This is a genomic window from Sporosarcina sp. P19, assembly GCF_002743165.1.
GTDB classification, from domain to species: domain Bacteria; phylum Bacillota; class Bacilli; order Bacillales_A; family Planococcaceae; genus Sporosarcina; species Sporosarcina ureae.
The window spans coordinates 558,363-579,963 of record NZ_PDYR01000001.1; the positions used below are offsets into that span (position 1 = coordinate 558,363).

A 21,601-nucleotide genomic window follows, 5' to 3' on the forward strand; every position below is an offset into this window, starting at 1 on the left:
ATGCAATACGCATTACTCGGAGATATTCATTCATCGAAAGAAGATTTGCAAGCTGTACTGGCAAAAATTGCCGATAAAGCACCCGAAGCAACTCTCATCGGGACAGGCGATTTATACGAATGCACGGTCAGCAAAAAAGACCTTCATGGACAAATTTATCCTACTGTCGAAGAAGTGATCAAACATCCGGATGGCGTCGATGAGCTATTCACTTTTCCGTCCATTTACGGGAATCAGGAAGAGCGAATTCTGTTGCTGACAAAGCAGAGGGAACCTATTCGGAACTTCTTGAACGACTTACCCGAGACTTTGAAGATAGATCAGGCAGTTGTCATCCATGGTCACCAATGGCCGCATAACGAAGCAGAGGCGTGGCTTGCTGAGCATTTACCAGAAGCGCCCCTAGTGTTTCACGGACATACCCACCGATCTAGCTTTATGAGCGATGGAAAACTTGTAGCCATTAACTGGAACGAGAAGATGTCAGTGAGGGGTTCACGAACTGTTGTCAACGTGGGAGCTGTTGTGGGCTCTAGGGAATGGGTGTTATATGACTCTGAAAAACAAAACGTTAGCTTTATGAAAGTGTTACAAGGCTAAATGGGTTTATGTCTGACTCGTTTAGTTGAGTAGAGAATAGTAAAATCACAAGTGAAGCATCGCATTTTGCGGTGCTTTTTATTTTTGAAATATATTTGGATAACTTTGGTATACTGGTGTTAAAGTTTAAAGAGTTTTTGACGTTTAATACGTGCGCCATTTTGTTATATAAACCGTGAGGAGGAAGGTCTAATGAAAATAAGAGCAATTTTTACCGGGGATGTTAGATTTGATCAATGTCCAGTTTTCGAATTGAATAACAAAACGAACTACTTTGAAATGATAATTGACAAAGAGATTAAATATGAAAAAGTAGTGGTTGAAGAAGATGAGGAGTTTTTGATTTTTGAAATACAAAACGATATTGCGACAATGAAGAATGAATAAAGCAAATAGGTGCAGTTGTGGGAGTTGAATTGATCCAGAAACGGGCCAGTTTGTAAAATAGAATAATAAATAGGGGTAAGTTATAAAGTGAGACCAAAATTAGAAAAAGAATTAAAAGCAGATGCGTTTCGAGACTTTTATTGGTTAAAAGAGGAATTACAAACTTTTTGCAGAGAACATGGAATGAGTGCATCTGGATCTAAAGTTGAGATTACAGACAGAATTGCTATATTTCTTGAAACAGGGGAAATACAAAAGTCAATAAGGCAGAGAAGTTCTTCCTCGCAAGAAACAAAACTGGAAGAGTTATGTTTAGATACGGTTATTACAGAAAACCATCGTTGTAGTCAGGCAGTTAGGGCTTTCTTTAAATCAGTAATTCCAAAATTTCATTTCTCTACACATATTCAAAATTATCTTAAGGGAAATGTAGGGAAAACATATCGGGATGTTATTGAAGCATGGTACGAAGAAGAAGAAAGAAAAAAAGACCCATCATATAAAAGACAACTAGGTTCACAATTTGAATACAATCAATTTACAAGGGATTATTTTGAGGATCCAAACAATAAGAATAAAAAAAGAGAAGATGCAATTGAAGCTTGGAATATTATTAAAGCATTACCTGGGAGCAATAAGTATAAAAGATAAATATTTTCGCATGCCATTTCTCATTATTACAAAGAAGTACTACTCCAGAAACGGGTGCGATTGTTAAATAGACTACAAACATATTGTTCACTACAGAAAATAGAAATGAAGGCATTGGAGGGAAGCCCTTGTTGGCAGAACAGTTCTATGAAAGGGTAGGAAAATCACGAAATACATTTCTGATATTCGCCACTTTAAACATTCTCTTTTTTTCGGGAATATCATTTACTTTTGTAATTCCAGGACTGAAAGGGTTTAGCTTGTTTTTTGTGGTTTTGACATTACTAATGTATTTCATTGCGGCTAACATATTTGTTGGCTTATTTAAAGAAAGAATATGGTTTATTTTTACGATTTGTATAATTTTAAACGGGCTTGGAATGGGTTGGCGTTTATGGCTTGAATGGGGGGAATTTAGTTTAGTTGAACATACGAGATTGGCAGTTTATATAGGTTATCCAAGTGTTAGTGCTATCATCATTACAATATCTTATATCATCGGCAATTCTATATTTGGAAAGAAATTCAACTCTTCAATAAGATAATAGAGCGTTTTTTAAGGAGCCATCTTTTACTATCGGGTGCAATTCTGTAATAAGGATTGTGCCCTTAAAGGGCCGAAGAAGGGAATGATCAGAGTGGAAAATTCCGTTTTGTGGTCAAAAAAATTTATACCAGTTTACTTTGTAGTAGCATTTTTAAGTTTTCTGCTCCTCAATAATTACATACAAGCCCATATATTAAGCACTTTATTAATAATTCTTCCTGTTACTGGTGTAGGTATAGCCAGTATCATATTTAATTCAAAAAGAAATAAATCTACTTAAATATAATAAATTGCAAACGAGCGCAATTAATGAATTAGGGTTGACCTTCAAACGGGCTAAATTGATGAGTAAGAGAAGATGATTTGTAATGATAAATAAATCTTTATAGAAACGAATTGCTTAAATAAAACAAAGGGAGGGAAATGTCACGTCAAATAAAAATGTAAAAGTGTTCAAAGTGTCATTCGTTAGTTGTATGTTGCTACTTACTGGGGTACTCTTCGCTGCCTGTTCACATACCGAGGCTGGTGATCCAAATGTGGGTATTGTCGAAAAAGTCCTAATGCTTCAGTTCAACGGTCCTGACAAAAAGATTATGGATTTGCTTCAAAACCTTGATTACGCAAAGGTCGTAGATGGTAAGCAAATCAATGAGGAGTTCGATAAGTACGTCACAGAAGTATATGGAGATTATTTTACAGAAGACTATCTAGTCCCATTTTTTCAAACGTCAGGGCTAATTTATCCGACTGCGGCAGAATTTTCTCGTTACAAATTAAATTTAAAAGACACAGTCGTTAAACAAACTGAAAAGGATTCCAACAGATATACCTTCACTGCAACTGTCGGTTATTTAAAAGATGGGGAGAAAGAAAAGACAGCGGATGTATCAGGAGTTGTTCTGTTCTCTACTAAGGAAAAGGGGAAAATCGGCAAGTTTGAATATGGTGAAGACAACGGACTTTCTAAAGAAATATTTTCAGGTGAATAAAAACCTCTTCAATCGGGGGCGTTTCATGAAGAAAAATTGCACCCGTTTTCAGTAATAGGGCTATTATGCAGAACAAGAAAGGGGATAACTTATTATGTCTTTTAATAATAAAGAACATCCGTGGCGTTTTGCTATAGGAGGTTGGGGAGCATTTGTTGTGGCAACTATTTTGTTCTTGATATTTGATTATAATAAATATCTAATGCTTGGTCTTTTAACCGCAGCAATAATTTTAACGATTGGGAACGCTATTTATGTGCTTTACACAAAGTGGAAATCAAAGGAAGGGTAATTTTGGAAATTACCAGATATTAGCTTAAACAAATATTGGCAATACAGTATTTTAAGCAATCGGGCCAGATTATTGAATAAGCAGATTATGTCTATCATTAGAACGAGTATAGTGCCAAACCTTGTTTTGGTTGGCACTATTATTGTATAGATTGAGAGACATTTAAAACAAAAGCTTGTATTTCTATTTGTATTTGCTACATACATCAAGATATTATTTTGTTGGTTGGATATACGGAACAATTGGTGCAGTTACTCCTACAGATGCTCCTCGAATAAAGTCTTTCCCTAGTAATTCATTAAAGCTTTCTGTTCGGCCTGTTAGCATAACACCCAGTATAGTAACCTCGTTAAATGGTTTGTTTTCATTCTCTTCAATATATTTTTTGATTTCTTCCATTGATCCTCTTTCATCATATTTTTTAAGATTTTCAATAAACATGTCGAAGGATTCCTTTGAAAGCTCAGAATCTACATAACCATAAACGGGTAAACCTGAAGGGCCTAGAGCTTCATCGGTAATTTCCGACGTCATATAAAGCCATGCTATGTTTAAATTTTGAGGTATGTTTTCACGTACTTGTTCCATTGTTAAAGGTTCTTTAAATGAGATTGCTACTTCAGCTACATGATTTTTCAATTGAACAACATCTTCGAGTTGATTTTGAACCCCATCGTAATATTCTTTAATAGCCGGATGATAAAATGTTGCCACTTTTTGTTTCGTTTGTTTATCGTATTCGTAATTATTATTCCCACTTGAGTGAAAGCCAGGAATTAGTTCATTATGGTCAATAGAAGCACCAAACCAAGAATAAGAACTCGTTAATGTACTCCAAGGGATTAGATAACCATCTATATTTTTTGAACGATTTGTAATAATATTGCCGCCAAACATTGAAGAATTAGCTGTTACCTGAGAATCAATACCCACATTTGGTTGAGATATACTGTGTTGTAAAAATAGCACTTCGTGTAATTGCATGGTGTTTTGAGCGGATAAATAATTCCCGAATCTATTGAAAGCAAAAAGTAAAACGACGCAAACTGCTATCGAAATAATAGTAATAGTAACCCAATGTTTTATTTTCGCTTTTTTTAATGCTTTTTGAATCGATGAATCCATGCCATGATCCCTCCAGATTCCGTCTGAATTGTTTTTCTTGCCCTGTATAATTTTTTCTTTACATTATCTACTTGCAAATGAAGCAATTGGGCGATTTCCTCGTACGATAAATCGTAATAATATTTCAATACAAAAATTTCCCGATACTCCGCTTTTACATTTTTCAACAAAGACATAATTTCATCTTGATTGAAAAGCTGTTCAAAATCCGAATTCCCACTTGTTAGTTTTGCTTGAATTTCATCGGAAAGCGGCACGTTATGTTGAAATTTTTTTCGCTTTAAATCAATAAACTCATTAAGGGCAACTCGGTAAAACCACGAGCGAATATTTTTTTCGTCCAAGTCACTTAACATCGAGTAAATTTTATAAAATGTATTTTGAATAATGTCTTCTGCATCTTCCTTTGATGCCCCTTTAGAGCGTAAAAATAGAAACACTTCCTCTCCAACTTGAATTAGATAGGAGGTGAACGCGTCTTTTTGATTCATATTTTCCCCCCTCATTAATACAACGATTGGGATGTTGAAAAAGTAGACAAGATAAATTTTATTTTTAAAAAAGCTGTATAAATATTCAGAGGATTGAATTTGTCGCATCGACCATATGGTTAGTATCCGTACAATTATTTATTCTACATGAGATATTTTATAATAATTCTAAACTATTATAATATTAGTTGCGATAAACCGTATAATAAATGTCATGTATATTTAGTATTAAGGTTTAATTCGTTTTTCAACAATCGGGTGCGATTGTGGCACAAGGTTTATGTAGTCGCTTAGTTGATCGCAGCGTTAGGAGCGGATCTTTGCAGTAGGGGTGTGGTTCACCGCCCACCCATAAGACGCGCATCAGGCTGCAACGCAGATCAACGGTTTCAAACAATATTTAACTTACTAATGCATTTCTCTTCTATATTTACGCTTCAATCGACCAAGTGAATTCAATTATGAAAGGCAGATTACTATGATGAAATACCTCAAGGGGAGAATGAAAAGTTACATATTCGTGATAGTAGAACTTCTCATTGGATTTTTAATTGCTGGGCTCACGATGGAAAGCCCAGACTATAAAACGGGTATTACAGTAGTATCGATAGGGTTATTAATAGGAGAATTACTTGTTTTCATAACATGGCAGAAAAATAAAAATAACAAATTAGTCGAATAACCATTGTCGTTTCTCAAAAGTATGTGATCAATGAATAATGACTTGAATACCATGAGACTTCATGAAGAACGCCCTTTGCGAATAAAAATAAAGCGGTAGGAGTACACTCTTTTAATGACGGTTTCTCAAATGACAACAAAACATTTCACTCATTTTATTCCTTTTGCTTCTTCTGCATCAATATTGCCTGCCGTGCAAGCGTATCTGCCGTCTTGTTTGTACTGTCCGCAATCCACTTAATAAAGAAAAAATCAAACGTCGCCGCGAGTCGCAATGCTTCTTTCAAATGAGGTGCATACTGCTCGTTCTTCACAAATTCCTTTTCCATCGATTGCACGACCACCGTCGAATCCGACCTTACAGACACCATACCTGTTGTGAGTTTAGACGCCTCCTCAAGACCTCTTACAAGCGCTTGAAACTCCGCGTGGTGATTATTCGTTGGCTCAATTGGCTCACTAATCCGCACATCCTGACCTTCTCCTTTAATATACACACCAATTCCGCTCAACCCCGGATTACCTGCGCTAGCACCGTCTATGTACACTTCTAACATGAAATTTTTCGCTCCAATCTGGTAATCAATTGTAAAAAACTTAGAAACACTTGCAACATCCCGTCAGCCAACTTACAATAGAAGGAAGAAAGGTGGGAGTTCTTTTCTAATGGATAAAGTAGTTGTTATGAAAGAAATTAATCAATTGCTCGATATATATTGTGAAGGTTGTTACGTCAAAAAACAACTAACAAACGAACGAGGCAAAACAGGCGCTCACCAATTTTGTATATCCGACTGTACTGTAGGAGACCAGCTGCAATTCCTTGGAAGAGAAATCAACAAGATCAGTACGGCCTCCAAATAAATAATGAAAAAAGCATCCCGCAACTGCGTGGATGCTTTGTTTATGTTAGAAACTCAGCTGTTGCGCTGAGATGAGGTTACACTTCATCCTCAAGAGTCGATACGTTAGCCGCCTGTGGACCACGATTTCCTTCAATTACTTCAAAAGAAACTGTTTGACCTTCAGCCAGTGTCTTGAATCCATCGGTAGTAATTCCGGTGAAATGTACAAAAATGTCTTCCCCGTCATCCGCTTCGATAAATCCATATCCTTTGTCACTGCTGAACCACTTCACTTTACCTTGGTGCATAATAATTCCTCCTCGGCAATTAGAAATCCAACTCCACGCGTAACGTACAAGCCTATTATTGACAACTTGCCCAATACGGCTTCTTACACTATACATGAGTAGGATAAAAGTGTCAACGCTAGGAAGAATATTCTGATTACCATTCAGTGATAATAAGGAAAGTATTGGTTTTTGTCTGACTATTCCCTATAATGAAGAAGTATTCATTTTTATCTACATATAAGAATTAGGTAAGGAAGTGTTAGAGTGAAAATTATCATTACACTTTTGCAAGTAGGATTTTTATACATACTATTTCTAGCAGGAGAGTTTTTACGGGCGAAACTATCCATTCCGTTGCCAGGAAGCATTATCGGTTTGCTCGTGTTATGGGGACTGTTATCGATCCAAGTCATTCCACTTCGCTGGGTGGAAAAAGGCGCGTATGTATTTCTTTCGACTTTGCCGCTTTATCTAATTCCGGCTACGGTTGGTGTGATGGATTATGGCCATGTTTTTTCCGGCAAAGGAAGTCTACTGATCTTGATCACAATCGGCAGTACATTGATCACGATGGTCGTCGCAAGTCTTGTCAGCCAATCTATTGCCAAGCGTCATGTGAAAGAGGAGGGGACTCTTTCATGAATACAGTAGTGCTTGCCCTGACAATGATAGTGTTAACAGTCATTCTTTATTTTGTGATGAACGCCGTCTACGTCAGGTTACGTTCCCCTTTTCTAGTCCCTATTCTGACAACGACTATCGTAGTTATTATCGTATTATCGTTATTTAATGCGTCATATGAAACGTATATGGTAGGAGGCAAATGGATCGATGCATTGCTTGGCCCTGCCATTGTCTCACTTTGTATCCCGCTATATAAGCAGAGGGATCTCATCAAGAAAAATTTGTTGCCGATTTTCGGTGGAGTCGTTGTAGGAGGAATTGTCGGGATGTTGACAGGTGTCCTAGCAGCAAGATTCGTTGGGTTTTCAACCGAACTTCTAGCGAGTATTTTACCGAAATCCATTACGTCACCAATCGCAATGCAAATAGCAGAAGAACTCGGTGGCATTCCTTCGCTAGCGACGGTATTGGTCATAATCGCCGGACTCGCTGGAATCCTTATGGGACCTTGGATCAATCGCTGGTTCAAAATTGATACAGCGATTGGTCAAGGCATCGGTCTCGGGGTCGGTGCGCATGCAATCGGAACTTCTAAAGCACTAGAATATGGAGAACAAACGGCTTCCATGAGCTCGGTTGCCATGACATTATCAGCCATTATCGGCGCACTTGCAGGTCCTTTATTCGGTATATGGTTATTTCCATAGAAAAGCGGAATTCCTATTCAATTAGGAATCCCGCTTTTTTTAATGCTTCTTCTGCATCATGTAGTTGTTCTGCTCGTGGAGCGGAAATAGCGTGTAAATGAATGCCACTCTCGTCCAAATTCAATAGATAAGGAGCTTGTGCCTGTTGAATCTGTTCAATGAATGTCTTCACTTCTTGCCGGTTCGATACCATGATGGATGCACGCACATCGCCATACACAGGATGTTCTACACGGACATCTCTCACGGTTACACCGTGGTCGACTAAAATATGCAACTCTTCTTCCGTTTGATTAGGTGTATGTTTGCAGACAATAATTTTTTCCACGTCTTTTACTTTTTTAGTTGACTGTGTATATAAGTATCCTTGATTTGTCGCCATGATAGGTTCATTTTTTGCCTTCAATAAATTAATATCACTGACGATTACTTGTCTGCTGACTTTTGTCAAATCACCTAGTACTGCACCCGTTACGGGATGATTTGCTTCTTTCAATGTCTGGAGAATTAAATCACGGCGCTGTTCTCCTGCCACTTTTGCTTTTTTACGCAAAACTCTCACCTGCTATCTATAAAATGTCTATCGGGGTTTGTGCAGTATGTGCTAATACCGCCACTTCGAGCAACGCTTTTGCTAATTGGGTGACGTTTTCACTAGTCGATGTCTCGCCAAATGAAATCCGAACAAATCCTTTCGCCAAGTGGGCGGGTATATTCATCGCGCTCATCGTCATAGATGACTGTTGCTGACCGACTTGACAAGCACTGCCTGTCGACACCGCAAATCCTCTTCTATTTAATTCTAACATAATGAGCTGTCCTTCTGAGTGTTTGGCGCATAGTCCGATAATTTGCGGAAGTTGTTCAGATGGCCGGGGACTAGTATAGAAAGTGAATGCTTCTGGACGTGCAGAGAGTATATGCATGAAGAGAGCGCGCAATGCACGATACTTTGCTTCATTATGATTTACCAGTTCAGCTGCCGTAACGAATGCAGCAATTCCAGGTACATTCACCGTTCCGCCTCTAAATCCTTTCTCTTGTGTAGCCCCTGGAAATAGTGGTACTGCGCGAATACGTGGATCAATATAGACTGCCCCAACGCCTTTTGGGCCGTGCACTTTATGGCTAGATACCGACAAGCTGTCTACATGAGGAGAGATGTCACGCACGGATAATTTACCGAATGATTGTACACAGTCGCTATGCAAATAAATTCCTTTCGGTTTTACTAATTCCGATATGGATCGGATTGGTTGAATTGTACCGATTTCCGGATTGCAGTGTTGCACCGAGACGACAGTCGTTTGTTCCGTAATGGCATCTTCAAGTGCTTGTAAATCGATGATGCCTTCCGTTGTAAAAGGGATTAGCGTAATAAGGAAGCCTTGTCTTTCGAGATACGCTGCAGCTGAATGAAGGGAAGGGTGTTCCGCTGCAGACAGAATAATATGCTGTCCTTTATTCTTTGCTGACTCAGCCAAAGATAATAATGCGAGCGTGTTACTTTCCGTACCGCCTGAAGTGAAGTATACCCCTTCAGAACGCACACCAAGAAGTGCAGATAGGTGTTGTCTGCTATGGGCCAATAAATTTTGTGCAGCCCCTCCAGTGTCATGTAGACTCGTCGTGTTGCCAAACTGTTGTTGTGAGACCGTCACATAAACTGAGGCGGCTTCTTCACGAAGAGGCGTCGTGGCAGCGTAATCAAAGTAATGCAAATGAATGACCTCCTGCAATAAATATTATATTCATCTTGTCATATACCTGTATATATGTAAAGATAGATGTAAAGACACTCGGTTGAGAGAAAGGTCGTAGGAACGCAGATGAATAGAATCAAATTGGTCTCAATGCTCGAACAGTTTTTCATAGAAGATGTAGGAGATGGTGATCTGTCGGCTAATTCATTATTTCCTGCTAATGCGATAGGTGAAATGCAAATTATTTCTAAATCTTCAGGAGTGTTTTGCGGGGGAGAAGTCATCACGACAGGTTTTCACGTGATGAATCCATCTATAGATGTCACGTGTCTCGTAGAAGATGGGGAAAGAATAACAGACAAACAAGTACTTGCTATTGCGAAAGGCCCTGTCAGATGTCTATTGTCTGCAGAACGAGTAGTACTAAATTGTATCCAGCGCATGAGTGCGATTGCGACGAAAACTGCTGAGCTAACCGCACTCGTATCCGCAACAAAGACAAGAGTTTGTGATACACGCAAGACAGCCCCTGGACTTCGTATGCTAGATAAATATGCAGTTCGAGCTGGTGGCGGATTTAATCATCGTAACGGATTATACGACGCAGTGATGCTAAAAGATAATCACTTGGCATATGCGGGTTCTATAACGAATGCCGTGCAACTAGTAAGATCACGATTAGGTCATACGGTAAAAATAGAAGTAGAAATCGAATCGCTAGCGCAACTGCAAGAAGCTGTTGAAGCAAACGTGGATATTATTATGTTCGATAACCGGACGCCGGAACAAATTATGGACTGGTTACCACTCGTACCTCCGCATATCATAACCGAAGCTTCAGGCATGATTACAGAAGATACGATCGCTTCTTACGGCAAGACGGGGATTGATTACATATCGGTCGGCGCACTAACGCATTCGGTAATTGCAGCTGATATTAGCGCTACTATACAACTCACTACGCAGGAGGACTGAAGAATATGTCGATGATGGATCTTGTAAAAGAACAGGCAAATGCTATGTTGCCTGAGCGGTATAAACACTACACCGTGACTGAAATGGAAGAAAAAATTCGCACGATTAAACAAACACTAGGTAACAAATTATTTATTCCTGGCCATCACTACCAGAAGAATGAAGTGATTCAATTTGCGGATGCTACAGGAGATTCTTTGCAGTTAGCACAAATCTGTGCAGCGAATGAACAAGCCGAACATATCGTGTTTTGTGGTGTGCACTTCATGGCAGAAACGGCAGATATCTTAACAACGGAAAAACAAAAAGTCTATTTACCGGATATGCGTGCCGGTTGTTCAATGGCAGATATGGCAGACATCTACCAGACGGAACGTGCGTGGAAAGACTTGCAAGAACGTTTTGGAGATACGATGATTCCATTGACTTACGTGAATTCGACGGCAGCAATTAAGGCATTCGTCGGCCGCAATGGGGGCGCAACAGTCACTTCGTCAAACGCTAAAGAAATCGTTCAATGGGCGTTCACACAGAAGAAACGAATTTTATTCTTACCAGATCAGCATTTGGGGCGTAACACAGCGTACGGACTCGGTGTGCCTCTCGATCATATGGCGGTATGGAATCCTATTCACGATAGTCTTGAATACGATGGAGAAAGCGAAGAGTGTCAAGTGATTTTATGGAAAGGACATTGCTCCGTTCATGAAAATTTCACGGTGGAAAATATACGTCAGTTACGTGAAAATGATCCCGAGCGTCGAATTATCGTTCATCCCGAATGCTCACATGAAGTGGTGATGAAGTCTGATGATGACGGTTCAACAAAGTATATTATTGATCAAATTGAAGCAGCCGCACCTGGTACAAAATGGGCGATTGGCACAGAAATGAATTTAGTTAATCGTTTGATAGAAAATCACCCTGACTTAGATATCATTTCATTAAATCCTTTAATGTGTCCTTGTTTGACAATGAACCGTATCGATTTACCACATTTACTATGGAGTCTTGAAAGTATTATGGAAGGCACGGAGCAAAATATTATACAAGTGGATGCAGTTACTTCTGCAGATGCGATCGATGCGTTAGACCGGATGCTACAACGAAAGTGACGCAGCAGTGCTTGACAATTACTCTGAATATTGTATGATTGGGGAAATGATATGGAACGTTGAAGAAGGACCAGTAGATAAAATAGCATGTGTTAGAGAGCGGAAACCATCGGCTGGAAGTTTCCGTCGCAATGCCTTGTCGAACCTGCCTTTTGAGTCCTGTGTAAACACAGGCGCGCACCTTGGCGTTAAAAGGAAAGTGGGATTCGTGAAGATGAATCCAATGATGGTGGCACCGCGGAAGTTACGTCCTTTCGTCCTGATTGTATCGGGACGATTGGGCTTTTTTATTGTATAAAAGTAGATGATATGTAGAAATGGCAGGAGAATTCATATGAAAAGACAACGAATCGTTGTGAAAATTGGTAGCAGCTCGTTAACGAATGATAATGGAGAAATCGATCAGGTAAAATTCAATGATCATGTCGATGCCTTGGCGATGTTAAAAAACGTTGGGCATGAAGTCATTGTCGTCTCTTCAGGAGCGGTGGCGGCAGGCTTTGCGCGTCTCGGCTATTCCTCCCGTCCACAGACGATTAAAGGTAAACAAGCCGCAGCGGCAGTAGGCCAGAGCTTGTTGATACAATCCTATATCGAAAGATTCAGCGCACATAAAGTCATACCGGCACAGATCTTATTGACGCGTCATGACTTTGCTGACCGTGATCGATACCGCAACGCATTTGCGGCGATGTCCGAATTACTTGACCGTGGCATCATGCCGATCATTAATGAAAACGATACGGTATCCATTGACGAGTTAACTTTTGGTGATAATGATATGCTATCCGCATTAGTCAGTGGCTTTCTGCACGCGGATCAGTTAATTATTTTAACCGATGTCAACGGCATCTACACAAGTAATCCACGAACAGATCCAGACGCTGTCCGATTGACGAAGTTGGATGAAATTTCAGACGAACTGCTTGGTGGCGCTGATGATAGTGGCTCGAAAGTCGGAACTGGTGGTATGCGTTCGAAGTTACTAGCTGCAAGAACCGCTCACACGTTAGCCGTTCCGGTCTTCATCGGAACAGGACGCGGTCCATCAAAATTGCTAGATATTTTAAAAGGTTATGGAGACGGCACGTATATTTCCAGTCCTGCTGCCAATACGATCAATACGAACCGCCAATGGATTGCACTTCATTCCGAATCGACTGGACGTCTATACGTCGATAAAGGCGCTGAAGAAGCGATTGTACATAATGGACGCAGTTTATTACCAGCCGGCGTCTTTAAAGTCCAGGGTGAATTTGGGATTGGGGAAGTAGTGGAAGTGTTCGGTTTAGATGGTTTGATCGGTAAAGGTGAAGTCACTTACTCGTCTGAGCAATTAAAACAAACGATTTCTAATAAGGATCAACTGGAAGAATTCAAGCCCATGCTAGAAGTCATCCACCGTGACCGCTGGGTACAAGTATAATCAAAGGGGAGAATGGATTATGAGTGAGATTAGAGATAAAGGAAAGGCCGCAAAAGAAGCGAGTATTGTATTGAACGTGGCAACAACTGAAGAGAAAAACCACGCATTGCAATTGATTGCTGAGCAATTAATAGAAGAACAAGATCAATTGCTTGCGGAAAATAAAAAAGATATCGATGAAGGACGCGAAAAAGGAATTGAATCAGCAGTTCTCGATCGAATTTTATTAACGCCTGAAAGAATCGAAGCGATGGCGGAAGGTGTTCGTCTACTGATTGATTTACACGATCCAATTGGAGAAACGTTGGAAGAAATCCATAAGGAAAATGGATTACATATTGTCAAGAAGCGCGTGCCAATCGGTGTCATCGCTATGATTTATGAAGCACGTCCGAATGTTACCATTGACGCGGCGTCCCTAGCATTGAAAACAGGCAATGCGGTCGTGTTGCGCGGAAGTTCTTCTGCTAAATTTTCCAATATGGCACTATGGCGTGTCATTCAACGAGGACTTGAAAAAAGTTCATTGCCAGTTGATTCTGTTCAATTAATAGAAGATACAAGTCGAGAAACAGCGAAAGAATTGTTCACACTTAATGACTATTTAGATGTCTTAATTCCACGTGGCGGTGCGAAGTTAATTCAGACTGTGATCCGTGAATCTACAGTACCCGTCATCGAAACGGGTGCAGGGAATTGCCATGTATTTATCGATGAATCTGCTGACGAGAAGATGGCAATCGATATAGTTGTGAATGCCAAAACACAGCGTCCATCAGTTTGTAATGCCATCGAAACTATTTTGATTGATTCCAATTGGTTAGCGCAACATGGGAAGAGTTTGATCAAAGCTTTACAAGAACAAGATGTTCAATTACAAGGTGACGATACGCTACAGGCATTTGATTCGAATATCGCAGCTGTTGAAGAAAATGATTGGTCAAGTGAATACTTGGACTTGACATTACGCGTAAAGAGCGTGGAAAATGTACAGCAAGCACTAGAACATATTGCCACATACAGTACGAAGCATTCGGAAAGCATTATTACACAGACGGATGCACATGCTGAGCAATTTTTGAATAGCGTAGATGCGGCAGCTGTTTACGTGAATGCCTCCACTCGCTTTACGGATGGTTTCGAATTCGGGTATGGTGCAGAAATTGGTATTAGTACACAAAAGCTTCACGCAAGAGGTCCGATGGGATTAGAAGCACTGACTTCTTCAAAATTTGTGATTCGAGGAACCGGACAAATTAGATAATATGCAGGAGGGTTTACTTATGTCAACTGAAAAACATATTTTACACTATGAAACTTCCGCACCAAAAGACAAGCCGGCAGCGGATGATCCACTCGCTTTCGGGACAATTTTTACTGATCACATGTTTGTGATGGATTATACAGATGGAACTGGATGGCATGATCCTCGTATTGAGCCGTACAAGCCGTTTCTTCTGGATCCTGCCGCTATCGTGTTACATTATGGACAAACTGTTTTCGAAGGATTGAAAGCTTATTTAAATGAAGACAAGGAAGTTGTTTTATTCCGACCAGAGGAAAACATGAAACGTTTGAATCGCTCAAATGATAGATTATGCATGCCGATGTTCGATGAAAAATTCGTATTAAGTGCGTTAAAAGAATTGATTTCTCTAGATAAAGACTGGATTCCGGATAGAGAGGGGACTTCCCTTTACGTTCGTCCATTCATTTTCGCAACACAGCCTTATTTAGGTGTCGCCCCTTCTAAAACGTACCGACTCATGATCATTTTGTCTCCGGTAGGTCCGTATTATAAAGAAGGAGTCAATCCTGTCAAAATTGCAGTTGAATCACAGTATGTCCGTGCCGCAGTAGGTGGTACAGGCTCTGCGAAAACAGCCGGTAACTATGCAGGCGCAATGAAAGCTCAAGAAGTGGCGGAAGCGGAAGGGTATTCGCAAGTTCTATGGCTGGATGCAAAAGAACATCGCTATATCGAAGAAGTGGGAGCGATGAATGTATTCTTCAAAATCAATGGAGAAATTATTACACCAAGCCTCAATGGTAGTATTTTGGAAGGCATCACCCGTAAGTCGGTGATCGAATTATTAATAGATTGGGATATTCCAATTACTGAACGTAAAGTTTCCATCGATGAAATTATGGAAGCTAACCGGACAGGTACATTGGAAGAAGCATTTGGCACAGGGACGGCCGCTGTTATTTCTCCAATAGGTGAACTATTCTATGATGGCGAGAAATGCGAGATCAATCATAATGAAATCGGTGAGCTGTCATTGAAGTTATATGAGACAATCACAGGCATCCAAACAGGTAAAGTGGAAGATCCATATAACTGGGTCGTGCCGGTAGACTAATTTCCCTCATAAATCAGGTGGAATGGTTCGTGACAACTGCGTTGCTGTGAAGTACACTGTTAATAGTTTTGATTGAAGGGGAGTTTCCTGATGAACAAAAGTTTGATCGTTCTATTCCTGGCAGTACTGCTATTTACAGTGACAGGATGCGGAAAAACGTCTTCTGCCCCGTCGAGTGCGGAAGATTTATTGAAGAAAGCGGAACAAGCGATGAATGAATTGGAATCTGTCCATGCCAATATCGCGTACGACGAAAGTAGCGTCACATCCGATCCTGCAAAACGTACAAGTAAAAATGTACAAGTTCAGGCGGATATTGAACAGAATCCACTGAAGGTTTCAGAGGAAGTCGTCTGGAAAATTCCAAAACAAGGCGCGAAAAATATTCAGCTATTCCGCCAAGGTAACCAATTGGCTATGCAAGAGACATTCGAAGAAGAAAAGAGCGAATGGCAAAAACTGACAGAAGAGCAACGCGCGGAATTACTTGGCGTGTGGGTGCCGTTCGTCTCTCCTGTAATGGACTTGTCGCTGTTAGAACCTTTTGTGCATGATGCAGAAATAGAAAAGATTGATTACGGCTATGCCATACAGTTTTCTTTATCACCTGCTGATTATCGTCAATTGATGGAAGTGGTTTCAGTGAATAGCCCACAACCAGAAAAGTTTGTTCATACGCATGGTGGATTTCCAGTAGTGGAGAAGCTAGATGTAGAGCTGACGGTAAATGAGAAGACGATGTTTGTGACGGGCATGAAGATGTCAGCAAATGTCACGAGTTATTTTGGACGAGATTATATCCGTTATAAACAGAAGCTCGATGCAAAGTATAGTTATTTTAATGATATCGATGCGATTTCCACACCGAAAGATGCGGAGATGTTCGAGTAATAAGAAAAAATCCACGCTGACCTACTACAGGTTGGCGTGGATTTTTTGGATATCTAGTTACACTTCTAACGTGGATTCTTTTTCCCTTTGAATGATTGAAGCCGTTGGTGAATGGCGGCCATTCTTGTTTCATCACCTGCTTCTACAGGGGTGTAGAACTTAGAGTGTACTAGGCTGTCAGGCAAGTATTGTTGGTCTGTCCAACCGCCGAATGTGCCAACCGGTGTTGCGTGTGGGTAGACGTAGCCCCCATGACCGAGCGCAGCGGATCCGCTGTAGTGTGTGTCACGTAAATGCATCGGGATTTCGCCAGTCGGCTTTTCATGCAATGTTTTGGTGGCCGCATCGATCGCTTTATAAGCGGAGTTTGATTTGGAAGCCAGACACATCTCGATAATGGCGGTGGCAAGTGGAATACGTGCTTCTGGCATACCGAGACGCTGTGCGGCATCCGTGGCTGCGAGAACACGGCTTCCGACATCTGGCGCTGCCAGTCCAATATCTTCATAACTCATGACGAGCATGCGTCTTGTAACTGCAGTTAAATCCCCAATTTCAAGTAATTGGGCTAAATAATAAAGCGCCGCATCGACATCACTTCCGCGGACACTTTTTTGTAAAGCGGATAATAAATTAAAATGATGCGAGCCCTTTTTATCACCTAGTAAACTAATCCTAGTTAATAATTGAGTGAGCAATGCATCTTCAACAATAATCTTGCCGTCCTCTTCATCACTTGCAGCAAGCAATGATTCGAGGAACGTTAAAGCTTTTCGCGCATCCCCATTGACGCCTTCTGAAATTTTCTCCAGTTGCTCTGTAGTGATTTCGATCGTTTCCTTACCAAGTCCTTTTTTTTCGTCTTTCAACGTGCGCTCAAGTAATTCCAGTAAATCTTTTGGTTGCAATCGTTTCAATTGGACAATTTCCCCACAACGTGAACGAATAGCGGGATTGACGTCGTGGAATGGATTTTCCGTTGTCGCGCCGATCAAAACGATCGAACCGCTTTCTACATGAGGAAGCAGCGTATCCTGTTGCAATTTATTGAAACGATGGATTTCATCTAAAAATAGCAATACTTTACCTGTCATCCGCGCTTCTTTCACTACATCTTCTACATCTTTCTTGCCTGCCACAGTAGCATTTAGCGCAATGAAAGGTAGTTTTGACGTACCCGCAATTGCGTATGCTAGAGACGTTTTTCCGATTCCTGGTTCACCATATAATAAAAGAGACGGGACATGCCCGTTCTTGATCATCCGATATAAGGGAGTATTATTGCCGATGACGTGCTCTTGTCCGATCACTTCATCAATCGTCTCGGGCCGCATGCGAAAGGCCAAAGGTTCATTATGCATGTACATCCTCCTAGCGTACGTTTGTTCCTTCATTATACCGTAAAACATTAGTGAAGTCATTTGCAAGAACCAGTGATACAATTATGCTATACTGATTTCAGCAATTTTAGTAAAGGACGATGCCCAATGAAAATATCCACTAAAGGACGATACGGACTTACAGTAATAGTAGAATTAGGACGAAAATATGGAGAGGGTCCTGTACCTTTGCGTAAAATCGCAGAAGAGCAAAACCTCTCTGAAGCATATCTGGAGCAACTCATCCCACCTTTACGCAACAGCGGAATGGTGAAGAGTGTTCGCGGGGCCTACGGTGGCTATAAACTCGCAAAAGATCCTTCTGAAATTATGGCAGGAGACGTAATCCGTTTGCTTGAAGGGCCGATTCAATTAGTCGAAGGACTTGATGACGATGATATCCCGCAACGCGAACTATGGAAACGAATCGGAGACGCCATCCGAGGGGTATTAGATCATACGACGATCAAAGATTTAATTGAATTTGAAGATACGTCTACTGCTGATGAATACATGTTCTATATTTAAAGGAGTTTAGTGATGAAACCAGCTATATATTTAGATTATGCCGCTACGACACCGATGCATCCAGCTGTACTGGAGCGATTCACCACTGCGCTGCAAGATACATATGGTAATCCTTCAAGTACGCATCAATTTGGTCGCCACGCAAAAAAAGTGTTGGAAGATGCCCGCAAAACGCTAGCATCCTCGATCAATGCGTCACCCAATGAAATCATAGTTACTTCTGGAGGGACAGAAGCAGATAACTTGGCGATTTTTGGGTACGTACAGTCGTTGAGAACAGAAGGCAAACACATTATTACAACGGAAATCGAACATCATGCGGTGTTAAACCCGTGTAAACAACTGGAGTCACAAGGCTATAAAGTGACATATCTTTCACCTGATAAGCATGGGGTCATTACAGCAGAACAAGTTCAAGCTGCGTTAACGGATGAAACTATTTTAGTATCCATCATGTACGGCAATAATGAAGTAGGAACCATCCAACCGATTGCAGAAATCGGCCGGTTGCTCTCTACACATCCGTGCGCCTTCCACACAGACGCTGTGCAAGCTTACGGTAGTTGTTCACTGGACGTTGAAGAACTGCAAGTCGATTTACTGTCAGTTTCGGCGCATAAACTGAATGGTCCTAAAGGAATCGGCTTCCTTTATCAGCGAAATGGCAAGTTACTGTCGAGCCAAGTACTCGGAGGTTCACAAGAGAAACAGCGACGTGCAGGTACTGAAAATGTGCCAGCAATAGTTGCATTTGCAGAAGCGGTCTCTATTGCCGAGCAATCCAAACAAGAAAAGAAAACAGCTTATTCTACGTATAAACAAAAAATGGCGGAAGTCTTTGAAAAACATCAAATCGATTTCCTGCCTACCATTCCCGATGCAGTAGCTTCTTTACCGCATATTTATCATGTATCGTTTCCCGGCACTGATGTGGAGACATTTTTGATGAGTTTAGATTTAGAAGGGGTAGCCGTATCTAGTGGTTCTGCTTGTACGGCAGGATCATTTGAACCGTCACATGTCGTAACGGCCATGTTTGGTACAGAATCAGATAAAGCTAGAAACTCGATCCGCATCAGTTTCGGTTATGACTTGGATGAATCTATTATAGAAGAAGCAGCCAATCGAATTGCGAATGTAGTCAAACGACTAGTGAAATGAATTAAGTAAAGGATGAACAATATGACAACAAAAAAAGCACCTGCCGATACTCGTGTAGTCATTGGAATGTCAGGCGGAGTGGACTCTTCGGTTGCGGCATTACTCTTAAAACAGCAAGGCTATGAAGTGATCGGAATCTTTATGAAAAACTGGGATGACACGGATGAATCCGGACATTGTACTGCGACAGAAGATTTTGAAGACGTACGCAGCGTATGTGATCAGATTGGCATCCCTTATTACTCAGTTAATTTTGAAAAACAATATTGGGATAAAGTATTCACGTATTTCTTGGATGAATACAAAAAAGGTCGCACACCGAATCCAGATGTAATGTGTAATAAAGAAATCAAATTCAAAGCATTCCTCGAGCACGCCAAAAGTCTAGGTGCCGATTATTTGGCGACCGGACATTATGCGCAAGTCGTAGAACGTGAAAATGGTGTAGCGATGCTCCGTGGTGTAGACAATAATAAAGATCAAACGTATTTCTTGAATCAATTGACACAAGAACAACTTCAGCAAGTGATGTTTCCTCTAGGTCATATGGAGAAAAGCGAAGTTCGAGAAGTCGCGGAACAAGCGGGATTGGCAACAGCGAAGAAAAAAGATTCAACAGGGATCTGTTTCATCGGTGAGCGCAATTTCAAAGAATTCCTCGGGGAGTACTTACCTGCGCGTCCAGGTGAGATGCAGACGATGGCCGGAGTGAAGATGGGCAAGCATGACGGACTCATGTACCACACAATTGGGCAACGTCATGGTCTAGGGATTGGTGGAGCTGGAGAACCTTGGTTTGCGGTCGGTAAAGACTTGGAGCGCAATGTGTTGCTAGTTGAACAAGGCTTCTATCATGACACACTGTTCTCAACGAGTTTACAAGCAACGGATATGAATATTTGTTCATCGAAAGAATTACCGGAGACGTTTACTTGTACAGCTAAATTCCGTTATCGTCAGCCCGATACTAAAGTAACTGTGCAGTTATCTGGTGACGAAGCAATTGTGACGTTTGATGAACCTGTTCGTGCAGTTACGCCAGGACAAGCTGTCGTGCTGTATGACGGTGATGAGTGCCTAGGTGGCGGAACAATCAATGAAGTATTTAAAGACGGCAAGAAACTGACATACGTAGGATAAGGAGGCAACAGCATGTCGATTCATCAAGATGCGATTAAAGAAATGCAAGAAGGTAATTATGAAAAAGCAATTGAGCTTTTCATGAAAGCAGTAGAAGAAAACCCGGAAGAGCCTACAGGGTATATTAATATTGGAAATATTTTTGCGTCACTTGGAGATGCGGAGCAGGCGGAACCATTTTTCCAAAAAGCGTTGACGCTTGACGAAAGTGCAGGAACGGCATTTTACGGACTGGCAAATCTGTATTACAATCAAGAGCGTTTTGAAGAGGCAGCAAAGTTATATGAAAAAGCGATCCAAACAGGATTGGACTCTGCCGATGCATATTTCATGCTCGGTAAAAGTATGGAACAAGCAGGTAATGACCGTTTAGCTTTACCATATTTGCAGCGTGCCGTTGAATTAAATCCTGACGATCAAGAAATTGCATTGTCCTATGGAATTTTACTAGCGAAGCTCGAGCTATTTAAAGAGGCGAAGCCTGTATTTGAATCGATCTTGGCGGTAGCTCCGGATCATGCGGATAGCCATTATAATTTGGGAGTTTTATATGCAGTATCAACGGAAGACAAAGCAAGTGCACTGTCACACTTAGAACAAGCATTCACTGTAGAACCTGACCATACACAGGCACGTTATTTATTCGATATGATCAAGCTTGGTGAACAAGGCGAGTAATACATCAGCT

At 40.9% G+C, this 21,601-nt stretch carries 28 protein-coding genes; 21 read left to right on the top strand and 7 right to left on the bottom strand.

Features of this window, described 5'->3' with window-relative positions; translation table 11 throughout:
• The 6 genes from CSV74_RS02750 to CSV74_RS02780 all read left to right on the top strand — a co-directional run bounded on the left by CSV74_RS02750 (nt 1) and on the right by CSV74_RS02780 (nt 3,469).
• Nucleotides 1-600: a metallophosphoesterase family protein gene (locus CSV74_RS02750; protein ID WP_099690477.1), complete on the top strand. Its 600-nt coding sequence runs from the start codon at nt 1-3 to the stop codon at nt 598-600.
• 192 nt (nt 601-792) lie between these two features.
• Nucleotides 793-987: a hypothetical protein gene (locus CSV74_RS02755; RefSeq protein WP_099690478.1), complete on the top strand. Its 195-nt coding sequence runs from the start codon at nt 793-795 to the stop codon at nt 985-987.
• A gap of 87 nt (nt 988-1,074) precedes the next feature.
• Entirely contained in the window at nt 1,075-1,638 is a 564-nt protein-coding gene (locus CSV74_RS02760) for a DUF6434 domain-containing protein (protein WP_099690479.1), read from the top strand.
• Between the two features lie 128 nt (nt 1,639-1,766).
• Complete coding sequence (locus CSV74_RS02765; protein WP_099690480.1) at nt 1,767-2,183, top strand: ABC transporter permease; 417 nt, start codon at nt 1,767-1,769, stop codon at nt 2,181-2,183.
• 541 nt (nt 2,184-2,724) lie between these two features.
• Nucleotides 2,725-3,177: a hypothetical protein gene (locus tag CSV74_RS02775; RefSeq protein ID WP_158231734.1), complete on the top strand. Its 453-nt coding sequence runs from the start codon at nt 2,725-2,727 to the stop codon at nt 3,175-3,177.
• Between the two features lie 94 nt (nt 3,178-3,271).
• Entirely contained in the window at nt 3,272-3,469 is a 198-nt protein-coding gene (locus CSV74_RS02780; protein WP_099690482.1) for a hypothetical protein, read from the top strand.
• Between the two features lie 213 nt (nt 3,470-3,682).
• Here the strand turns inward: CSV74_RS02780 and CSV74_RS02785 are convergent, their stop codons facing one another.
• Together CSV74_RS02785 and CSV74_RS02790 are read right to left on the bottom strand one after the other, a co-directional pair.
• The gene (locus tag CSV74_RS02785) at nt 3,683-4,594 is read right to left on the bottom strand and encodes a sigma factor regulator N-terminal domain-containing protein (RefSeq protein ID WP_099690483.1); all 912 of its coding nucleotides are present in this window, start codon (nt 4,592-4,594) and stop codon (nt 3,683-3,685) included.
• The gene (locus CSV74_RS02790; RefSeq protein ID WP_099690484.1) at nt 4,567-5,085 is read right to left on the bottom strand and encodes an RNA polymerase sigma factor; all 519 of its coding nucleotides are present in this window, start codon (nt 5,083-5,085) and stop codon (nt 4,567-4,569) included. The genes CSV74_RS02785 and CSV74_RS02790 overlap by 28 nt, the downstream gene beginning before the upstream one ends.
• A 502-nt stretch (nt 5,086-5,587) precedes the next feature.
• Between CSV74_RS02790 and CSV74_RS02795 the strand changes: the two genes are divergently transcribed.
• Nucleotides 5,588-5,767 (top strand): hypothetical protein, encoded by a 180-nt coding sequence (locus tag CSV74_RS02795; protein WP_143560732.1) that lies wholly within the window; start codon nt 5,588-5,590, stop codon nt 5,765-5,767.
• Between the two features lie 154 nt (nt 5,768-5,921).
• Here CSV74_RS02795 and CSV74_RS02800 read toward each other — a convergent pair whose 3' ends face one another.
• Nucleotides 5,922-6,323 (bottom strand): reverse transcriptase-like protein, encoded by a 402-nt coding sequence (locus CSV74_RS02800; protein WP_099690486.1) that lies wholly within the window; start codon nt 6,321-6,323, stop codon nt 5,922-5,924.
• Nucleotides 6,324-6,432: 109 nt separating this feature from the next.
• On the opposite strand from CSV74_RS02800, the gene CSV74_RS02805 reads away from it, so the two are divergent.
• Nucleotides 6,433-6,630 carry a zinc-finger domain-containing protein gene (locus CSV74_RS02805; RefSeq protein ID WP_029054626.1) on the top strand — a complete coding sequence of 66 codons (198 nt, stop codon included), beginning with the start codon at nt 6,433-6,435 and terminating at the stop codon, nt 6,628-6,630.
• Between the two features lie 76 nt (nt 6,631-6,706).
• Here CSV74_RS02805 and CSV74_RS02810 read toward each other — a convergent pair whose 3' ends face one another.
• Nucleotides 6,707-6,919, bottom strand: a complete 213-nt coding sequence (locus CSV74_RS02810; RefSeq protein WP_099669086.1) for a cold-shock protein — start codon at nt 6,917-6,919, stop codon at nt 6,707-6,709.
• 246 nt (nt 6,920-7,165) lie between these two features.
• Between CSV74_RS02810 and CSV74_RS02815 the strand changes: the two genes are divergently transcribed.
• Both CSV74_RS02815 and CSV74_RS02820 read left to right on the top strand, forming a co-directional pair.
• Nucleotides 7,166-7,543, top strand: coding sequence for a CidA/LrgA family protein (locus CSV74_RS02815; RefSeq protein WP_099690487.1), 378 nt, complete (start codon nt 7,166-7,168; stop codon nt 7,541-7,543).
• Entirely contained in the window at nt 7,540-8,232 is a 693-nt protein-coding gene (locus CSV74_RS02820; protein ID WP_099690488.1) for an LrgB family protein, read from the top strand. The genes CSV74_RS02815 and CSV74_RS02820 overlap by 4 nt, the downstream gene beginning before the upstream one ends.
• A 13-nt stretch (nt 8,233-8,245) precedes the next feature.
• Here the strand turns inward: CSV74_RS02820 and CSV74_RS02825 are convergent, their stop codons facing one another.
• Both CSV74_RS02825 and CSV74_RS02830 read right to left on the bottom strand, forming a co-directional pair.
• Nucleotides 8,246-8,785 (bottom strand): transcription repressor NadR, encoded by a 540-nt coding sequence (locus CSV74_RS02825; protein WP_099669089.1) that lies wholly within the window; start codon nt 8,783-8,785, stop codon nt 8,246-8,248.
• Nucleotides 8,786-8,801: 16 nt separating this feature from the next.
• Nucleotides 8,802-9,953, bottom strand: a complete 1,152-nt coding sequence (locus tag CSV74_RS02830; protein ID WP_099690489.1) for an IscS subfamily cysteine desulfurase — start codon at nt 9,951-9,953, stop codon at nt 8,802-8,804.
• Nucleotides 9,954-10,061: 108 nt separating this feature from the next.
• Between CSV74_RS02830 and nadC the strand changes: the two genes are divergently transcribed.
• From nadC to CSV74_RS02865, 7 genes are all read left to right on the top strand, one after another.
• Nucleotides 10,062-10,910, top strand: coding sequence for a carboxylating nicotinate-nucleotide diphosphorylase (gene nadC / locus CSV74_RS02835; protein ID WP_099690490.1), 849 nt, complete (start codon nt 10,062-10,064; stop codon nt 10,908-10,910).
• Between the two features lie 5 nt (nt 10,911-10,915).
• The gene (gene nadA / locus CSV74_RS02840) at nt 10,916-12,025 is read left to right on the top strand and encodes a quinolinate synthase NadA (protein WP_099690491.1); all 1,110 of its coding nucleotides are present in this window, start codon (nt 10,916-10,918) and stop codon (nt 12,023-12,025) included.
• A gap of 46 nt (nt 12,026-12,071) precedes the next feature.
• Nucleotides 12,072-12,323, top strand: coding sequence for a hypothetical protein (locus tag CSV74_RS16865; RefSeq protein ID WP_143560733.1), 252 nt, complete (start codon nt 12,072-12,074; stop codon nt 12,321-12,323).
• Between the two features lie 36 nt (nt 12,324-12,359).
• Complete coding sequence (gene proB, locus CSV74_RS02850) at nt 12,360-13,451, top strand: glutamate 5-kinase (RefSeq protein ID WP_099690492.1); 1,092 nt, start codon at nt 12,360-12,362, stop codon at nt 13,449-13,451.
• Nucleotides 13,452-13,470: 19 nt separating this feature from the next.
• On the top strand, nt 13,471-14,715 hold the full coding sequence (locus CSV74_RS02855; protein ID WP_099690493.1) for a glutamate-5-semialdehyde dehydrogenase: 1,245 nt from the start codon (nt 13,471-13,473) through the stop codon (nt 14,713-14,715).
• Between the two features lie 19 nt (nt 14,716-14,734).
• Nucleotides 14,735-15,814 carry a branched-chain amino acid aminotransferase gene (locus CSV74_RS02860; RefSeq protein ID WP_099690494.1) on the top strand — a complete coding sequence of 360 codons (1,080 nt, stop codon included), beginning with the start codon at nt 14,735-14,737 and terminating at the stop codon, nt 15,812-15,814.
• A gap of 90 nt (nt 15,815-15,904) precedes the next feature.
• The gene (locus tag CSV74_RS02865; RefSeq protein WP_099690495.1) at nt 15,905-16,705 is read left to right on the top strand and encodes a DUF6612 family protein; all 801 of its coding nucleotides are present in this window, start codon (nt 15,905-15,907) and stop codon (nt 16,703-16,705) included.
• A gap of 65 nt (nt 16,706-16,770) precedes the next feature.
• Here the strand turns inward: CSV74_RS02865 and CSV74_RS02870 are convergent, their stop codons facing one another.
• Nucleotides 16,771-18,066, bottom strand: coding sequence for a replication-associated recombination protein A (locus tag CSV74_RS02870; RefSeq protein WP_099690496.1), 1,296 nt, complete (start codon nt 18,064-18,066; stop codon nt 16,771-16,773).
• A gap of 126 nt (nt 18,067-18,192) precedes the next feature.
• Here CSV74_RS02870 and cymR point away from each other — a divergent pair, with 126 nt between their 5' ends.
• The 4 genes from cymR to CSV74_RS02890 are packed head-to-tail and all read left to right on the top strand — an operon-like array spanning nt 18,193 to nt 21,591.
• Nucleotides 18,193-18,612 (top strand): cysteine metabolism transcriptional regulator CymR, encoded by a 420-nt coding sequence (gene cymR / locus CSV74_RS02875; protein ID WP_029054640.1) that lies wholly within the window; start codon nt 18,193-18,195, stop codon nt 18,610-18,612.
• A gap of 12 nt (nt 18,613-18,624) precedes the next feature.
• Entirely contained in the window at nt 18,625-19,773 is a 1,149-nt protein-coding gene (locus CSV74_RS02880; protein WP_099690497.1) for a cysteine desulfurase family protein, read from the top strand.
• 21 nt (nt 19,774-19,794) lie between these two features.
• On the top strand, nt 19,795-20,913 hold the full coding sequence (gene mnmA, locus CSV74_RS02885; RefSeq protein ID WP_099690498.1) for a tRNA 2-thiouridine(34) synthase MnmA: 1,119 nt from the start codon (nt 19,795-19,797) through the stop codon (nt 20,911-20,913).
• Nucleotides 20,914-20,925: 12 nt separating this feature from the next.
• Nucleotides 20,926-21,591, top strand: a complete 666-nt coding sequence (locus CSV74_RS02890) for a tetratricopeptide repeat protein (protein ID WP_099690499.1) — start codon at nt 20,926-20,928, stop codon at nt 21,589-21,591.
• The last annotated feature ends 10 nt before the right edge of the window (nt 21,592-21,601 follow it).

Excerpts from the sequence above, each read along its gene's own strand:
- CSV74_RS02820 (WP_099690488.1), top strand. The coding sequence starts at position 7,540 with ATGAATACAGTAGTGCTTGCCCTGACAATGATAGTGTTAACAGTCATT.
- cymR (WP_029054640.1), top strand. The coding sequence starts at position 18,193 with ATGAAAATATCCACTAAAGGACGATACGGACTTACAGTAATAGTAGAA.
- CSV74_RS02805 (WP_029054626.1), top strand. The coding sequence starts at position 6,433 with ATGGATAAAGTAGTTGTTATGAAAGAAATTAATCAATTGCTCGATATA.
- CSV74_RS02865 (WP_099690495.1), top strand. The coding sequence starts at position 15,905 with ATGAACAAAAGTTTGATCGTTCTATTCCTGGCAGTACTGCTATTTACA.
- CSV74_RS02785 (WP_099690483.1), bottom strand. The coding sequence starts at position 4,594 with ATGGATTCATCGATTCAAAAAGCATTAAAAAAAGCGAAAATAAAACAT.
- CSV74_RS02780 (WP_099690482.1), top strand. The coding sequence starts at position 3,272 with ATGTCTTTTAATAATAAAGAACATCCGTGGCGTTTTGCTATAGGAGGT.
- CSV74_RS16865 (WP_143560733.1), top strand. The coding sequence starts at position 12,072 with ATGATATGGAACGTTGAAGAAGGACCAGTAGATAAAATAGCATGTGTT.
- nadA (WP_099690491.1), top strand. The coding sequence starts at position 10,916 with ATGTCGATGATGGATCTTGTAAAAGAACAGGCAAATGCTATGTTGCCT.
- CSV74_RS02795 (WP_143560732.1), top strand. The coding sequence starts at position 5,588 with ATGAAAAGTTACATATTCGTGATAGTAGAACTTCTCATTGGATTTTTA.
- CSV74_RS02870 (WP_099690496.1), bottom strand. The coding sequence starts at position 18,066 with ATGCATAATGAACCTTTGGCCTTTCGCATGCGGCCCGAGACGATTGAT.
- mnmA (WP_099690498.1), top strand. The coding sequence starts at position 19,795 with ATGACAACAAAAAAAGCACCTGCCGATACTCGTGTAGTCATTGGAATG.
- proB (WP_099690492.1), top strand. The coding sequence starts at position 12,360 with ATGAAAAGACAACGAATCGTTGTGAAAATTGGTAGCAGCTCGTTAACG.
- nadC (WP_099690490.1), top strand. The coding sequence starts at position 10,062 with ATGAATAGAATCAAATTGGTCTCAATGCTCGAACAGTTTTTCATAGAA.
- CSV74_RS02790 (WP_099690484.1), bottom strand. The coding sequence starts at position 5,085 with ATGAATCAAAAAGACGCGTTCACCTCCTATCTAATTCAAGTTGGAGAG.
- CSV74_RS02880 (WP_099690497.1), top strand. The coding sequence starts at position 18,625 with ATGAAACCAGCTATATATTTAGATTATGCCGCTACGACACCGATGCAT.
- CSV74_RS02755 (WP_099690478.1), top strand. The coding sequence starts at position 793 with ATGAAAATAAGAGCAATTTTTACCGGGGATGTTAGATTTGATCAATGT.
- CSV74_RS02750 (WP_099690477.1), top strand. The coding sequence starts at position 1 with ATGCAATACGCATTACTCGGAGATATTCATTCATCGAAAGAAGATTTG.
- CSV74_RS02810 (WP_099669086.1), bottom strand. The coding sequence starts at position 6,919 with ATGCACCAAGGTAAAGTGAAGTGGTTCAGCAGTGACAAAGGATATGGA.
- CSV74_RS02855 (WP_099690493.1), top strand. The coding sequence starts at position 13,471 with ATGAGTGAGATTAGAGATAAAGGAAAGGCCGCAAAAGAAGCGAGTATT.
- CSV74_RS02860 (WP_099690494.1), top strand. The coding sequence starts at position 14,735 with ATGTCAACTGAAAAACATATTTTACACTATGAAACTTCCGCACCAAAA.
- CSV74_RS02890 (WP_099690499.1), top strand. The coding sequence starts at position 20,926 with ATGTCGATTCATCAAGATGCGATTAAAGAAATGCAAGAAGGTAATTAT.
- CSV74_RS02800 (WP_099690486.1), bottom strand. The coding sequence starts at position 6,323 with ATGTTAGAAGTGTACATAGACGGTGCTAGCGCAGGTAATCCGGGGTTG.